This is a genomic window from Pannonibacter sp. I15F10I1, assembly GCF_900185665.1.
Taxonomy (GTDB): Bacteria; Pseudomonadota; Alphaproteobacteria; order Rhizobiales; family Stappiaceae; genus Pannonibacter; species Pannonibacter indicus.
Window position 1 is genome coordinate 253,459 of sequence record NZ_FYAN01000008.1, and the last position, 15,694, is coordinate 269,152.

General features: G+C 64.2%; 10 protein-coding genes. 6 read left to right on the forward strand and 4 right to left on the reverse strand.

The features are described 5' to 3' along the window. Positions 1-2: 2 nt before the first annotated feature. The 3 genes from IF10I1_RS07090 (at position 3) to IF10I1_RS07100 (ending at position 3,196) form a co-directional block, all read left to right on the forward strand. Entirely contained in the window at positions 3-803 is an 801-nt protein-coding gene (locus IF10I1_RS07090) for an ABC transporter ATP-binding protein (RefSeq protein ID WP_208977185.1), read from the forward strand. Positions 804-813: 10 nt separating this feature from the next. Further along, positions 814-2,466, forward strand: a complete 1,653-nt coding sequence (locus tag IF10I1_RS07095) for an MCE family protein (RefSeq protein WP_186392016.1) — start codon at positions 814-816, stop codon at positions 2,464-2,466. Between the two features lie 115 nt (positions 2,467-2,581). Further along, positions 2,582-3,196 carry an ABC-type transport auxiliary lipoprotein family protein gene (locus tag IF10I1_RS07100; protein WP_186392015.1) on the forward strand — a complete coding sequence of 205 codons (615 nt, stop codon included), beginning with the start codon at positions 2,582-2,584 and terminating at the stop codon, positions 3,194-3,196. Between the two features lie 394 nt (positions 3,197-3,590). Here IF10I1_RS07100 and IF10I1_RS07105 read toward each other — a convergent pair whose 3' ends face one another. Further along, complete coding sequence (locus IF10I1_RS07105; RefSeq protein WP_186424413.1) at positions 3,591-9,281, reverse strand: antitoxin; 5,691 nt, start codon at positions 9,279-9,281, stop codon at positions 3,591-3,593. Between the two features lie 850 nt (positions 9,282-10,131). Between IF10I1_RS07105 and IF10I1_RS07110 the strand changes: the two genes are divergently transcribed. After that, positions 10,132-10,503, forward strand: a complete 372-nt coding sequence (locus tag IF10I1_RS07110) for an Hpt domain-containing protein (protein ID WP_019964530.1) — start codon at positions 10,132-10,134, stop codon at positions 10,501-10,503. 97 nt (positions 10,504-10,600) lie between these two features. Further along, positions 10,601-10,921 (forward strand): 2Fe-2S iron-sulfur cluster-binding protein, encoded by a 321-nt coding sequence (locus IF10I1_RS07115; RefSeq protein ID WP_026355705.1) that lies wholly within the window; start codon positions 10,601-10,603, stop codon positions 10,919-10,921. Between the two features lie 295 nt (positions 10,922-11,216). Here the strand turns inward: IF10I1_RS07115 and IF10I1_RS07120 are convergent, their stop codons facing one another. After that, positions 11,217-12,440, reverse strand: a complete 1,224-nt coding sequence (locus IF10I1_RS07120) for an MFS transporter (protein ID WP_050472571.1) — start codon at positions 12,438-12,440, stop codon at positions 11,217-11,219. Positions 12,441-12,712: 272 nt separating this feature from the next. Between IF10I1_RS07120 and IF10I1_RS07125 the strand changes: the two genes are divergently transcribed. Next, positions 12,713-13,144 (forward strand): universal stress protein, encoded by a 432-nt coding sequence (locus tag IF10I1_RS07125; RefSeq protein ID WP_019964534.1) that lies wholly within the window; start codon positions 12,713-12,715, stop codon positions 13,142-13,144. A 47-nt stretch (positions 13,145-13,191) separates the two neighbouring features. On the opposite strand, the gene IF10I1_RS07130 is transcribed toward IF10I1_RS07125, so the two are convergent. Beyond that, positions 13,192-14,367, reverse strand: coding sequence for a VWA domain-containing protein (locus IF10I1_RS07130; protein ID WP_094463943.1), 1,176 nt, complete (start codon positions 14,365-14,367; stop codon positions 13,192-13,194). Positions 14,368-14,477: 110 nt separating this feature from the next. Continuing rightward, positions 14,478-15,581, reverse strand: a complete 1,104-nt coding sequence (gene ppk2, locus IF10I1_RS07135; protein WP_186392013.1) for a polyphosphate kinase 2 — start codon at positions 15,579-15,581, stop codon at positions 14,478-14,480. Positions 15,582-15,694 lie beyond the last annotated feature (113 nt).

The following is a 15,694-nucleotide window of genomic DNA, read 5'->3' on the forward strand; positions in this document are numbered from 1 at the left end:
TGATGAGCACTGCTGACGCCCTGGATGAGACGGTTCAGCCTGCGCGGGAGCGGGAGGTTCTCTTGTCTGCGCGCGGCGTCACGGTCGGCTTCGGCAAGAAGATCATCCTCGACAAGCTGGATCTTGATGTCTACCGGGGTGAGGTGCTGGGGTTCGTCGGCGGGTCGGGAACCGGCAAGTCGGTGCTGATGCGGGCCATCCTCGGCCTTACCCCGCGGCGTGCTGGCCGCATTTCCGTGTTCGGCCAGGACCTCGACAGCGCCACTCCGGACGAGCGCAACTGGATCGAGCGGCGCTGGGGTGTGCTGTTCCAGCAGGGCGCGCTGTTCTCCTCGCTGACGGTCAAGCAGAACATCCAGGTGCCGATGCGCGAATATCTCGGGCTTTCGCAGCGGCTGATGGATGAATTCGCCTTTCTGAAGCTGGAACTGGTGGGCCTGCCGCGCGATGCGGCGGATAAATATCCATCCGAGCTGTCCGGCGGCATGGTCAAGCGTGCCAGCCTTGCCCGTGCGCTGTCGCTGGATCCCGATCTGGTGTTTCTCGACGAGCCGACCTCGGGCCTTGATCCGATTGGCGCGGCCGCCTTCGATGGTTTGATCGCCAAGTTGCGTGAAACCCTGGGTCTGACCGTTTATATGGTGACACATGACCTTGATAGCCTGCATTCGATCTGCGACCGTATTGCGGTTCTGGGCGAGAAGCGGGTTCTGCTGGCCGGCACAGTGGATGACATGATGAAGAGCGAGCACCCTTGGGTGAAATCCTACTTCCGGGGCGAACGCGCCCTGCGCAGGGTTTGAAAGGCAGCTGATGGAAACCCGTGCAAATTACGTGATGATCGGCGGCTTCGTTCTCGGCATTCTCGTCGCGGCATTTCTGTTCATTTACTGGCTGGCGGCTGCGGCCGATTCCGGCAAGAGCGTCAATGTGAAGGTTGTTTTCCCGGGGGCTGTGACTGGCTTGCCCGTTGGCGGGCAGGTGCTGTTCAACGGGATCAAGGTGGGCGATGTATCGGGTCTGGACTTTGATCCGCAGGATCCGCGCATCGTCATTGCAACCATTCGCGTTTCGCCCAATGCGCCCTTGCGCAAGGATGTGCGGGCCACTCTCGGCTTCCAGGGCCTGACCGGCGTTGCCTATGTGGACCTGAAGGGCGGCACGACGGACACCGGGCTGCTTCTGGATGCGCTGAAAAATGGCCAGGAGCCGGTGATTTATGCAGACCGCTCTTTCTTCGATGACGTGCTGGAAAATGGCCGCGATGTGTTGCGCAAGGCGGACAGCACGCTGGAAGCCATCAACGATGTGCTGCGCGAAAACCAGCCGGTCATCGCCTCCACCATGCGCAATGTCGAGACATTCTCTGCTGCGCTCGCCCAGAACTCCGATGGCGTGAAGGACTTCATGGCCTCCATCGGCGAGGCCACGGTCGCCTTCAGCTCGCTGTCCGGCAAGCTGGAAGGGCTGGTGATGCAGGGCGAACGTATCCTGGCTGCCGTGCCGGATGACAAGGTTGAGGAACTGGTGGTCAATATCACCGAGTTCTCGGATTCACTGAAGGCCGCAGGGCCCGAAATCCGCCAGATCATGGGCGATGCCAGCTCCGCCGTGGCCAATGTGCAGCAGTTCACCGAGCGCATGAACTCCTCCCTGACGCAGGTCGAGGCGGTGGTCAATGCGGTGAAGCCGGAAGAGGTGCAGCGTGTGGTGGCAGGTGCCGCGAGCCTTGGCGATGTGCTGTCCAACCGCTCGTCCGACATTGACGACCTGATCCGCAGCACCACCAGCACGATGGCGCATGTGGATCAGGTGGCGCAGACGATCCGCAGCCGTGAGGACGATATTGTCACGCTGATCGGGGATGCGCAAAAGCTGCTCGCCGGCCTGATCAAGACCGTGGATGACACCGGTGAGGTGGTCGCCGCGATCGATCCGGCGCGCATATCCTCGATTGTCGATGCGGTGGACCGTACGGTCAGCGCCATTGCCGGGCAGGGCAACGCCATTGCCGAGACGATCGCCTCGGCGCGCAACGCAGCCACCAATGTGGAGCGCATGTCGGCTGACCTTTCCGCTCGCACAGACGATGTGAACCAGATCATCACGGACGCAAAGACGGTTGCCGCCAACCTCAACACCTCGTCTCAGAAGCTGGACGGGTTGATGGACAAGGTGAACACCATGGTGGATGGCGACGGCGAAGGCCTGATCACCGAGGCGACGAAGGCGATGACGGCCATCCGCAAGGTGGCAGAGGCCTTTGAAAGCCGTGCGGGCGGTATCGCCGACGGCCTGTCGAAGTTCGCTTCACAGGGCTCGGCTGATCTGGCCGCGACGCTGGGGCAGGTCAACCGTACCTTCATCACCCTGCAGCGGGCGATCGAGAACTTTGACCGCGCGCCGAACCGGGTGATCTTTGGCGGGGACGATGTGCCGCGCTTTAACGGCGGGCAGCGGCGCTGAGGCCGGGGGCTGCCCTGCCGGGCAGTCCGGCGGATGAAGCACTGACGAAACAGGGCCATGGCGTTGAGGCGCTGCGGCTTGGCAAGGAACGGCACAGGCCGGGAAGACGAAGGGCATGACCGACGCTGTAACGCTGATCAACCGCCGCCGCGCATTGACGCTTCTGGGGCTTGGAGCCCTGGCGGCCGGCCTGTCTGCCTGTGCCTCCACAGCTCCCAATGCGCTTTATGGCATTGAGGCTCCGGCGGCTGCCGCTGCAGAAGGGGCACGCAAGCCCGTGCAGGTGCTGGTCGCCGTGCCGAAGGCGCTGCAGGCGCTCGACAGCAGCAACATTGCGGTGGTGCAGCAGGGGCCGGTCTACACCTATTTCCCGCAGGCCGCCTGGGCCGATCAGCTTGGCAATGTGGTTCAGACCGGAATCGTCCGGACGCTGGAGAACACCCGCCGCCTGCGCGGCGTCGGCATGCCGGGGGATGGCTTGCTGATCGACTATCAGCTCCAGACCGAAATCCGCTCCTTTGAACTGAATATCGCCGGCAGTGCGCGCGGCGTCGTCGAGATTGCAGCCCGGCTCGTGAACGACCGCAACGGCCGGACGGTAGACAGCATGGTTTTCCGCGCCGAGGTGGCCTCCGGCGGCCAGTCTGTCGATCAGGCCGTACGCGCCATGAACACCGCCGCAGGGCAGGTCTTCGCCGAACTGGCGGCCTGGGTCATTTCCAGGGTTTGACGTGTGCCGGGGCCTGAGGCAGGGCACTGGTAGCCGGTACTGAGTTCACCCCGGCCAAGCGTAGCGCGAGCCGGGGCCTACTCGTTTGCAGAGAAGATGAAATTGTCTGTTGCCCGGCGGCAGGCCCCGGCCGCGGCAAGCCTTTGCGCCGGACCTCAACCTCACCGCTCTGCGAACGAGCGGACCTTGGCTCAAAGGTTGTGGCAAGAGCAGGAAGCAGTGCCCACCTGACAGGTCCCGGCCTTGTGCCGGGACCTGTCAGGGATTTCCTGCCTGTTGGTCCTGCAACCTTCGGCCGGATCCCGCTCTGCTGCGTCTGGGTGCTCATAGGCCCTAAACAACAAAACCCGCCGGATCGCTCCGGCGGGCTTTGTTTGTTTCAGGTCAGACTGGTTCAGTCCAGACGGCCGCTGGCGTGGGCCAGCATGGTGTAGACCTTGCCCGTGTCCGAGGTCAGGTAGGTCTGACCCAGCATGTTGTCACGGTCATTGCGCGAGACCTGGGTGAGAAGCTGCTCGAAATCGGCGATGTACCGGTCAACCGCCGTGCGGAATTCCGGATCGCGGCCGTATTTCTGGCGGATCTCATCAAAGGTCTGCTGACCCTGCAGGGTGTAGAGACGGCGGGTGAAGACATGCCGCTCGCCGCGCTTGTAGCGGTCCCACAGGTCGATGAAGGTCTCATGGTCGATGGCCCGGGCGATGTCCATGGACAGCGAGTTCAGGCTTTCGACCATGTGCAGCGGCGTGCGGGTTGCCTTGCCGCTGGTGTCTTCATCGCGTGAGGCGCGGCGCAGCAGATCGCTCACCCAGCCCTTGCCGCTTCCAGCTTCCGGCGCCTGCTCGGGAGCAGGGGCTGCTGCCGGGCGGCGGGTTGCGGCAGGCCGCGGTTCCGGCTCGCTGCGCGGGGCAGGGGCGGCCGGACGGCTCGGGGCGCTGTAGCTGGCAGCCGGGGCTGCGCTGGCTGCAACGGCACGCTCCTGCGGGCGGGAGATATCCAGCGCGTTGGACTGGCGGGCAACGATGTCCGACAGCTCGCTGAGTGCGCGGATCTGCTCGTTGACGACCTTGCGCAGGGCGGCAGACGACTCTTCCGCCTCTTCCGGCAGGTTGAGAACGCCCTGCTTCAGCTCCTGACGGGTGGCCTCCAGCTCGCGGTGCACTTCGCGGGCAACGTCCCGCATGCGGGTTGCCGCTTCGCCGAACCGCTCCTGTGCTTCCGTCACGGTGCGGCTCATTTCCTTCATGATCTCGTCCTGCACGGCGCGGATGGCATCGCGGGCGCGCTGGCCTTCCATGCCTGCGGTGAGGCGCATGGATTCGAACTGCTCAGCCACCTGACGCGAGGCAGCCTCGGCAGCGGCCGAGAGCATGGTGGCGGCTTCGCGGGCCCGGTCATCGGCCGAGTCCAGCGTCTCCGTCAGCGTGCTGGTAAAGGTGCGCATCAGCGTGTCGACCGTTTCGGTCTTGGCCAGCAGCGTGTCGGCCACCTGTTCAATGGCGGTCTTGCGCTCGGCCACGCGGCCCTCGACCAGACGGTTCGTCTCCTCAAGGTGACGGGCCGCGCTGATGAGATCCTGGCTCTGCTGGTCGAAGCGGGTCGACAGGGCCTTGATGTCAGCCAGAACCGTGGTCGAGATATCCCGCAGCGCGCCGACCTGGCCATCTATGAGGCCGGTGGAGGAGCTGGTTTCTGCGACGGCACGGTCCACGGCGGAGCGGAACTCGCTGGCCCGGCGGGCAAGGTTCGTTTCCACGTCCGACAGGTTCTGGCCGGCATCGGTCATCACCTGATGCAGCGTGCTGTTCGAGGTGTCCAGGCGGTCCAGGATGGCCGACACGTCGGCTTCCAGGCGCAGCTTGGTCTCTTCCAGCACGTTGACGGCACGGTTGCTGCGCTCGTCGAGGCCGTTGATGATGCGGTCGCCTGCTTCCACCAGCGAACGGGTCGCCTCGAGGCCGCGCTGCGCGAAGCTCTCGGTGACGTCGCGGCCCTTGACGGAGATGGCGTCAAGGATGGCACGGTGGATCTCGGACACACGGCCGGTGAGTTCATTGGCGCGTGTTTCGATGGCAGCAACCAGCTGGTTGCCGTCTTCGCCCACCAGCTTGGTGAACTCGGCGCTCTGCGAGGAGAAGGCCTCGTTGAGGGCTGCGGCCTTTTCGAGCATTTCCTGTGCAACGGCATGGCCGCGCTGCGACAGCAACTCGGCGGCCTGCTGCACGGCGCCGCTGACGCGGCTGCGCACCGAATCCGCCTCGCCGGAGATGAGATTGCGCATCTCTTCCACGGTGCGGGTGAGGGTGACGCGGGCGTGCTCGCTCTCGGCGTTGAGGTTGCCGGAGATCTCCGCGATCGTGCGGGCGAGATCGCCGCGCACCTTGTCGCTTTCGCCGGTGAGCGAACCGGAGAACTCGGCCAGCGTGCTGACGTAGAGCGTGCGGGCCTTCTCGCTTTCCACGGCCATGGAACGGGCAGCTTCTGCAACGGCGCTGAGCACCATGTTGCGGATGCGCTCGCCTTCGCCGGAGAGGGAGCCTGTGGCAACGGTCATGGCGCCGGTGACGCTCTCTGCTGCCTTCTGGCTTTCGCCTTCCAGCACGCCGCGCACTTCGCCAACTGCGGTCAGAACCATGTCGCGGATGCGCTCGCCTTCGCCCGACAGCGAACCGGTGGCCAGTGCCATGGCGCTGGTAACGGTTTCGGCTGCCTTCTGGCTTTCGCCCACCAGCACGCCGCGTGCTTCGCCCACGGCGCCCAGCACCAGCTGGCGCAGGCGGTCGCCTTCACCCGAAAGCTTGCCGGTGACGTCGGAGAAGGTCGTGCTGACCGTCTCGACGGTACGGCTGCGCTCTTCGGAGAGGGCGGAAGCGGCCTGCGTGACGGCGTCGAGCACCATCTCGCGGACACGGGTGCTCTCGCCGCTCAGCGTCGAGGTGGCGTCCTGCATGGCTTCGGTCAGAACCACACGGGCGCGCTCGGTCTCCGACGACAGGGTGCCGGTGATGGAGGACAGGCGGTCGGTGAGCACCGATTCCAGCTGGCTGGCGCGGCTGTCGAGGGTTTCGGCCACTTCGAACACCTTGGCGCCCAGCGATACGTTGATTTCCGCAATCCGCTCGGAGAGGGACTCGGTCAGTTCCGCGCTCTGGCGGGCCAGAACGGAGCCTGCCTCGTCCAGACGGCTGTCGAGTGCCTGCGCCATCTCGGTCTGGCCGTCGACGAAGGCCTTGGCGATCTCGCGGGTGCGGGCAATCAGGGTTTCGCTGATCTGGCGGGCACGGCTGTCGAGGGTCTGATCGATCCGCTCGGTGCCGGCAATCATGCTCTGGGCGAGATGATCGGCCTTCTCGGAGATGGCTTCGGCAGCCTGATCCACGCGCTCGCCGATGAGGCGGCCCACGGTGTCGGCCTTGTCGGCGAGGGATTCGCCAGCCGTTTCCACGCGCCGTGCCAGCTCGAAGGTGATTGCGTCGGAGCGGTCGGCCAGAACGTCGGCAATGGTGCGCGACTTCTGTTCCAGCGTCTCGCTGAGCAGTTCCGTGCGGGTGCTGATCGCGTCGGACAGCATGACCGTGCGGGTTTCCAGCGCCGCCTCGAAGGCAGCGGTGCGCTGCTCCAGCGTCAGATCCAGGCTGTTGATGCGGCTGTCGAGCGAGGCATCAAGGCCGCTGGCGCGGATTTCGAAGGTCTGGTCCAGACGGTGGATGCTGTCACCCAGCGCCGTGTCCAGCGTGGTGATGCGGCTGTCGAAGGTCTGGTCCAGACGGCCAAGGCGGCTGTCGAGGGCAGCGTCAAGGCTGCTGGCCCGGGCCTCGAAGGTCTGGTCAAAGCGGTTGATGTTGTCGCTGAGGGTCGTCTCCAGCCCGCCGATGCGTGCATCGAAGGTCTGGTCGATGCGGCTGATGCGGCTGTCGAGTGCCAGATCGAGCCCGCCAACGCGGTGCTCGAAGGTCTGGTCGAGGGTTTCCAAACGGCTGTCGAGCGTCTGCGCCAGCACGGTGGAGCGGCTGTCGAAGCTTTCGACCAGCTGCGAGCCACGCTCGGTGACGATCTTTTCCAGCTCGGTGAGGTGGGTCGCAAGACCTTCCTGCAGGGCCTGGCCGCGCAGTTCCATGGTCTCGGCGATGCGGTCGCCCACGGAGCCGATGTCGGCGCTGACGCGCTCGCCGCGGGTGCCGATGAGGCGGGCGAGTTCGGTGCCGGTTTCGGCCAGCTTCTGGGCAAGTTCCGTAGTGCGCTGGCCGAGCGAGCTGGAGATTTCGGAGGATGCTGCCTGCAGCGTCTCGCGGAAGCCGATGGTCTGGCTCTCGATGAGCAGGGCCATTTCGGTGCCGCGGGCGCCAAGGCGGGTGTCGAGTTCGGCGCCATGCACGGTGATGGCCGTCTCGATGCGCTCGCAGATGGAGCCAAGGCGGTCCGCCAGATCGCCGCCGCGGCCGGTGATGGTCTCGGCGAGGCTGGAGGAGGTTGCATCGAGCTTGGAGGCGATTTCGCCGCCGCGCAGGGACAGGTCCACAACGATGGATTCGCCGGTGCCGCGCAGGATCTCTGCGACCTCGGAGCTGCGCTCTGCGAGGGTTTCGACGATCTCGGCGCCCTTGAAGGAGATGGCGTCGGTAACGGCCTGGCCACGCTCGGTGATGCTGCTGACCACGCGCTCGCCGGTGTCGCTGAGCGAAGCATCCAGCTGCGACACGCGGGTGTCGACGGTGGTGATCAGCTCGTCGGTACGGGCAGAGATGGTGTCGATCAGGCGGCCCGAGGTGAGGGACAGGGTTGCGTTGATCTCGTCACCGCGCAGGGCAATGGTCTCGCCAACAGACGAGCCGGTACGCTCCAGCGCCTCAGTGAATTCCTGCGTGCGCAGGGTGAGGGTGGTGGTGATTTCGCCGCCGCGCACATCCAGCGTCTCGACGAAGTTGCTGGCCGTCTCGGCAAAGCGGTCGTTGACCTCCTTGCCGCGGGTGGTCAGCGTCTCCCACATGTCATTGCCGGTGCGCGACAGGTTGTCGACCAGTTCGCTGCCCGAAGAGGTGAGGCGGGCCACATAGTCGCCGGCGCGGTCGGTGAGGGCGTCGACCAGTTCGGAACCGGAGGCATTGAGCGAGGAGCTGAGCGCGTCGATACGGCTGTCGACGGAGCTGGTCAGCTCGTTGATGCGGTCTTCCACGGCGCCCACCAGACGGGAGGTGGCCGTCTCGACGGTGCGGGCAATTTCTTCCGATGTGGCGGACAGCTGGCCGGCAAAGCTCTCGTGAGCGCCGGAAATGGAATCACGCACCCGGTCGGCATTGGCGAGGATGGCCTCGCGCTGGCTGACCAGTTCCTCGATGAGGGCGCGGATCTTCAGCTCATTGTCGTTATAGGAGCGCTCGAGCGAGGAGACTTCGTTATGGACGAGGACTTCCAGCTCGCTGGCGCGGGCAATGGCCCGCTCGATGCCGTCGCCCATCGCAGCGACTTCGCGGCGGATGGCCTGACCGACGGACAGAACCGATTCCTTGGCCATGTCTTCCGGCTCTGCGAGGCGCAGGGCCACTTCCGTCATGCCACGGGCGACGATGCGCATTTCCTGCGCACGCCAGATCATCATGGCCATGACCCAGAAGAACAGGACCGGTACGGCGATAGCAACGCCGGCAAGCACCAGGCCGGGGGCTGCGGAGAGGCCCGCGCCGCTGGACAGGGCTTCGATCTGCGTGCCGAAGCTGGAGATGGTGAGGATCGACCCGATGGCTCCCCAGACCACGCTCAGCACCAGCGCCACCCAGAAGGGGGCAGCCGACGGCCGGCGCTGCAGGGCGAAGATCAGGTTGCCGATGGTGCGGCGGTCGTCATTGGCCGCAGGCGGGCGTCCGCCGCGTCCCCGGCCCCGGCGCCCTTCGCTGGACGCCGCGCTGTCTGCTGCATCAGCAGATCCGCTGCCCGGTCTTTCCGCGCGTGCCGCTTCGCCAAGGGCCGCACGGGCCCCGTCTTCGCTGCCCGCTGCCGTTGCGGGGCCGCCGAAGTCGAGCTTCAGCGCCTCTTCAACTGCCGACAGTGCCGCTTCCGCCGGGTCTTTCACCTTCGGGGGATTTGCCATCTGGATCGCCTCACATCCGAACTCATTACAAATCGGAGGCCTGAGCCACCGAGCACTTTTTCCCGCGCCGTTCCGGGTCTGCCTCCGCCTCGATTCTGACGCAGAAACCGTCCGCCGCTTGGACATGACAGGATAGGGTGCCGCCGCATCGGCTGCCTGACGCTGAGTCAGGCGGCCTTTTCCCCATCTTGCCGCATCAGACAACGTAATGGCACAATCTGCGTTAAGGAACAAGAAACGCCATTGTGAGTCAGCCTGCCGGAGGTGGTGAAGCCATGAGTCAACGCAACGTAAGATCGTCCTCAGGCGGGCCCGCAGACAGCGCCGGACCTGAGGCAGCTGGTGCGAAAAAGCCCTCTGCGGCACAGCTCAAGTGGCTTGCCAGAGGCTTGGCGCAGGCCGGTGGAAAACTTCCACTTTTTGACGATGAGGGGCGCACAATTCCCCCTGCCACGATCCGCGCCTGCATGGCCGCAGGCTGGGCAGAGCCTTGGTTTTCCAACCCAATCAAGCCGGACTGGCTCGTCTGCCGCCTGACGGAGGCAGGACGCAAGGCCGTCCTCGCCGCTTCCGGGAAATAGCCCCTGCAGGGCAGCAGCGCCTGCCATTTCACGGCAGCTGCGCGTCCGGAGGGCGGGCTGGAGGAGGCTTGCCTGCGCGAATGTCTAAAATTCCTTTATGCACGTTAACCAAAGATTCACTTTGTTGCGCGGAGAGGCGGATTGGCAACGGTTTGAGCTGGGGATCTTAACCTCACCTTTGCGGACAGGCGGGCATTCATTCGGGTAACAAAACCTGAGGAAGCCGGGCCGAGCCCCGGCCTGTGTTCATGAGTAACGGGGTGGCTGGGATGGCGAATATGGCCAGCAAGGGCAGCACGGACCGCTTTGTCCGTCACGGGGGGCATGCCCCGATCGATCTTGCGCAGCTTGCAACGAACACCCTTGGCAATCGGGAACTCCAGCAGGAGGTTCTCAAGCTTTTCCTTGCCCGCTCGAAGACGCTGATCAGCGAACTCTCCGCCGCCGATGACCGCCAGCACCAAGCCGATCTGGTGCACAGTCTCAAGGGTTCGGCGCGCGGCATCGGGGCGCTGCGTCTGGCCGATGTCTGCGACACGGTGGAAGAGGAGCTGCGGGAGGGGAGTTCCCCTGCCTTCCTGACGCTCGTCAGCCTCGTGGGCGAGACGAATGATTTCATCCGCGAACTGATCGAGGGCTGATCCTGCCCTTTTGCCGCGTGTGCGGTTCTTGACCTTTGCGTCCGAACCTTTATGTCGTGTGGATCAATCTTCCCCCCGCAGGATGGACGCGATCATCATGCCGAAAATCACATTCATCACCGCTGACGGTGCCCGCCATGATGTGGAGGCCTCAAGCGGCGCCACCGTCATGGAAAGTGCCATCAAGCACATGGTCCCCGGCATCGAGGCCGAATGCGGTGGCGCCTGCGCCTGCGCCACGTGCCATGTCTATGTGGACGAGGAGTGGTCCGCCCGCGCCGGTTCCCCGGACCCGATGGAAGAGGACATGCTGGATTTCGCCTATGACGTGAAGCCCAACTCGCGCCTGTCCTGCCAGATCAAGATGAGCGATGAGCTGGACGGCATCGTGGTGCATGTGCCGGAGCGGCAGGCCTGAGGCCTGCCCGGAAACGAGGATGCTGCGGCAGGCCTGAGGCCTGCCCGGAAACAGGGATGCAGCGGCAGGCCTGAGGCCTGCCGTTTTGTTTATGTCCTTCAGCCTGTCCTTCGTCATCCCGGACGCGCTCCGCGCGATCCGGGACCGGTGAGCCAAGGCATTTCGGCTCTGCCATCGCTTCCAATCAACAGTCGCCCCGGCTCACCGGTCCCGGATCTCCGCTTCGCTGCGTCCGGGATGACGATGGAGGGGGAACGGTTTGGCTTCGTGACCAGCTCCCGGCCCCAATCAGTCCTCACTCCGCCGGGCGCAGCGTGCGCCGCCAGGGGAGGTCGACCTCGTTGCCGGCGTCCGGGTTGAGCGGAATGAGGCGGGAGAGGGCGAGGCTGGTGAGCGCCATGGCAGCGCCCGCCAGAAACACCGCCGCCGGAGACACCAGCCAGAGCAGGCCGAAGACCACCGGAATGAAAACCGCGGCGATGTGGTTGATGGTGAAGGCTACGCCTGCGGTGGGGGCGATGTCGGCCGGGTCGGCGATCTTCTGAAAATAGGTGCGCATGGCAATGGCGATGGCGAAGAACATGTGATCGATCACATAAAGCGCCGCAGCCGCATGGGCATTGGTGACGAAGGCATAGCCCACAAAGACGCAGAAGAGGCCGGAATATTCGATGGCCAGCGACCGGCGCTCGCCGATGCGCACGATCATCGATCCGATCTTCGGGGCAATCAGCATGTTGATGAGGCCGTTGATCAGGAAAAGACCGGCCACCTCATGCACGTCATAGCCGAAGCGCTCGACCATCAGGAAACCGGCAAAAACCGTGAAGATCTGCCGCCGCGCACCGGCCATGAAGGTGAGGGCGTAATAAAGCCAGTAGCGCTTGCGCAGCACCAGCTTCTTGTGCTGCGGCACGCCTTCGCGGAAACGCGGGAAGATGATGAGCAGCGCGGCCAGAGCCACGAAGGTGGTGAGACCGGAGATGAGAAAGACGGTGGTGAAGCTGAGATCAAACGCCTTCCAGCCCACGAGGATCAGCGAATAGGCAATCAGCTGGGCGAAGGCACCCACGGCCAGGATCTTGCCCATCCCCGCTGCCGCCGTTGCCTTGGGCAGCCACTGCAGCGACAGGGACTGGGCCATGGTCTCATAATAATGAAAGCCCACCGACATGATGAAGGTTGTCAGGTAGAAGCCCATGGCTGAGGGGAAGTAACCCGTCGCCGCGACGCCGAGCCCGAGCAAGGCGAGGGAGACATAGGCCAGCGTCTGCTCGCGCATGACCAGGAGCAGATAGACGGCGGTGAAAGCGAGAAAGCCGGGAATCTCGCGGATCGACTGCTGGATGCCGATCTCGCGGCCGGTGAATTCCAGCTCGTGCACGGCGAAGTTGTTGACGAGGTTCCACCATCCGGCAAAGGACAGCTGCATCGCCCCGGCCATGAGCATCAGCAGCATCAGCGGCGAGCGCCAGCCTGTTGCGGTCATCGGGTCTGCGGTTTTCGTGAAGAAGCTCATGATCGGCCATGCCAGAAGGGGAAGGATATCTTGCGCCCGTCTTCAGCGGCGGGGCAGTGGTTCTTACAAGGCACAGATCCGGCGCCTCTGCGCAAGGTCAGCAAAGGCTGGAACCATGTATTCGGCAAAATGAGCCGGCTTGCCCGGTTTTGCCGTCTGCGGGCAGCATTTCATCGAAAAGCCGCAAAAATTCTTGATCTTTCTCAACGCAGGAAGTCGAGCCGGGAGGCAAGCTTCTCTTGGCTCAATGATATGCAAAGAGGAGACGTGCCATGTTCGACACCATTCTGGTCCCGGTGGATCCGGCTGAACCGAAGTTTTCCGCCCCGGCCCTGGAGGCTGCAGCACGCTTTGCCAATGACTATGGCAGCAAGGTCCGTCTCGTCGCGGTTCTGGCGCAGACGCAGGGTTTCATTGCCAGCTACCTGCCGGAAGATTTCGAGAGCAAGGCCATGGGCGAAACCCGTGCCATGCTGGAAGACCTGGCCAAGGGCATGGGACTGGCGGACGGGCGCGTCTCGGGCGTGGTGCGCAGCGGCAGCGTCTATCACGAGATCATCGAGGAAGCGCGCTTCATCAAGGCGGGTCTCATCGTGATGGAATCCCACCGTCCGGGCCTTGCCACCTATCTCATCGGCTCCAACGCCGCTCATGTGGTTCGCCACGCTCCCTGCTCGGTGCTGGTGCTGCGTCCGGAGAAGTGAGGTTTCAGCCGTGATGGGGCGTTTTCCGGGTCTGCCGGAAGGCGCCCCTACCGCGCCAGATCGCGCATGGCATCCGTCAAGCCTTCGAGGGTCATGGGATACATGCGCCCGCCCATCAGTTCGCGCATCATGCGGATGGAATGGGTGTAGTCCCAGTGGGCCTCCGGCACCGGGTTGAGCCAGGCGGCGCGGCTGTAGAGGCTGGTGATCCGCTGCATCCAGACGGCGCCGGCCTCTTCGTTCCAGTGCTCCACCGACCCGCCCGGATAGGCGATTTCATAGGGGCTCATCGAGGCATCGCCGACGAAGATCACCTTGTAGTCCGCCGGGTACTTGTGCAGCACGTCCATGGTGGGCATGCGCTCGGAATGGCGGCGGCGGTTTTCCTTCCACACATGCTCATAGAGGCAATTGTGGAAGTAGAAATGCTCCATCACCTTGAATTCTGACCGGGCAGCGGAAAACAGCTCCTCGCAGACGCGGATGTGGTCGTCCATCGAGCCGCCGATGTCGAAGAACAGCAGCACCTTCACCGCGTTGCGCCGTTCGGGCCGCATCTTCACGTCGAGCAGACCCTTGTGGGCGGTGGCGCGGATGGTGCCGTCGAGATCCAGCTCGTCGGCCGCGCCCGTGCGGGCGAAGCGGCGCAGGCGTTTCAGCGCCACCTTGATGTTGCGGGTGCCCAGTTCAACCGTATCGTCAAGGTCCTTGAACTCGCGCTTGTCCCAGACCTTGACGGCGCGCCGGTGGCGGCTTTCTGCCTGGCCGATGCGGATGCCTTCCGGATTGTAGCCATAGGCGCCGAAGGGGGAGGTGCCGGCCGTGCCGATCCACTTGTTGCCGCCCTGATGGCGCTCCTTCTGCTCTTCCAGCCGCTGCTTCAGTGTTTCCATCAGCTTGTCGAAGCCGCCAAGGCTTTCGATCAGCGCCTTTTCCTCTTCGGTGAGGTGCTTTTCGGCGAGCTTGCGCAGCCATTCCTCGGGGATCTCCGCCTGCGGTGCATCGGAGAGGAGGTCGAGGCCCTTGAAAACTTGGGAGAAGATCCGGTCGAAGCGGTCGAGATTGCTCTCGTCCTTCACCAGCGCAGCGCGGGCGAGATAATAGAAATCCTCCACCCGCCGCCCGGCCAGATCCAGCTCCAGCGCACGCATCAGGTCGAGATATTCCCGCAAGGAGACCGGCACCCCGGCGCTTTTCAGCTCTGAGAAGAACGTGATGAACATGGCCGGAGGTTAGGCCCGTCCATCACGCCTGTCGAGATTGCTTTTGGCATAGCCCGTGCGGCGCTTGAGCAATTTCAAGGCGCGATGCATCAGCATCGAAAGCCTTGGCATTACCCGCCCGGCTTCATCTCCGGGTGCAATGTCTTGCCGAGAATGTGGGTGTCGTGGCTGATGACGTGATGGGCGGCGCCGACGATCAGCGGGTCCGGCACGCCAACGAGGTGGGTGTCCTTGTCCGGATAGGGCAGGGAGTGGAGGAAATGCTCCATGCAATTGAGCCGGGCGCGTTTCTTGTCGTCTGACTTGACGATGGTCCAGGGCGCGTCGGCGGTGTCGGTGTAGAAGAACATCGCCTCCTTGGCCTCGGTGTAGTCGTCCCACTTGTCGAGCGAGGCAATGTCGATGGGGGAGAGCTTCCACTGTTTCAGCGGATCGGTCTGGCGCTCCATGAAGCGGCGGCGCTGTTCTTCGCGGCTGACGGAGAACCAGTATTTGAACAGGCGGATGCCGTCGCGCACCATCATGCGCTCGATCTCCGGGCACTGGCGCATGAATTCCAGATACTGGCTGGCGCTGCAAAAGCCCATGACGCGTTCAACGCCCGCCCGGTTGTACCAGGAGCGGTCGAACAACACCATTTCGCCGCCGGAGGGCAGGTGATTGATGTAGCGCTGGAAATACCATTGCGAGGCCTCCTGCTCGGTCGGCTTCTGCAGGGCAACGACGGTGGCGCCGCGCGGGTTCAGGTGTTCCATGAAGCGCTTGATCGTGCCGCCCTTGCCGGCGGCGTCGCGGCCCTCGAACAGGATGACGACACGCTGGCCGGTTTCCTTGATCCAGCGCTGCGCCTTCAGCAGTTCGGCCTGAAGCTTTGCCTTGCGCTGCTCGTAAGGGGCGCGGCGCATCGGCGTGGCATAGGGGTATTTGCCGCTTTCAAACAGCTCATGAATGGCTGCCGGATCATGGCGCATTTCGGCGAGCGTCTTGCGCGGTGCGGCGGCAACGGGAGCGATGGCCGGTTCAGGGGCTGCTTCGGGTGCTGCCACAGGCTCGGTGCCCGGCTGCGGTGCCGTCACCGCTTCCGCCGGTGTCTCTGCAACGCCGGAAGGCGTTGCCTCGGCCTCAGCACTGTCTGCAGTCACCGGGAGAACTGCATCCGCGGCAGGTGCCGGGCGGGTGCCGCGCGGCTTGCGGGTTACAGTGCGATCGTCCATGGGCTTGCCTCCTCAGCCATTTCAACCGATGCAGGCTAACAGAAACATCAAGTGCTGCCTTGACCGGGATCAAGGGAAAAGTGCAAGTCCGTTCAAGGACGGGTTGCCAAACC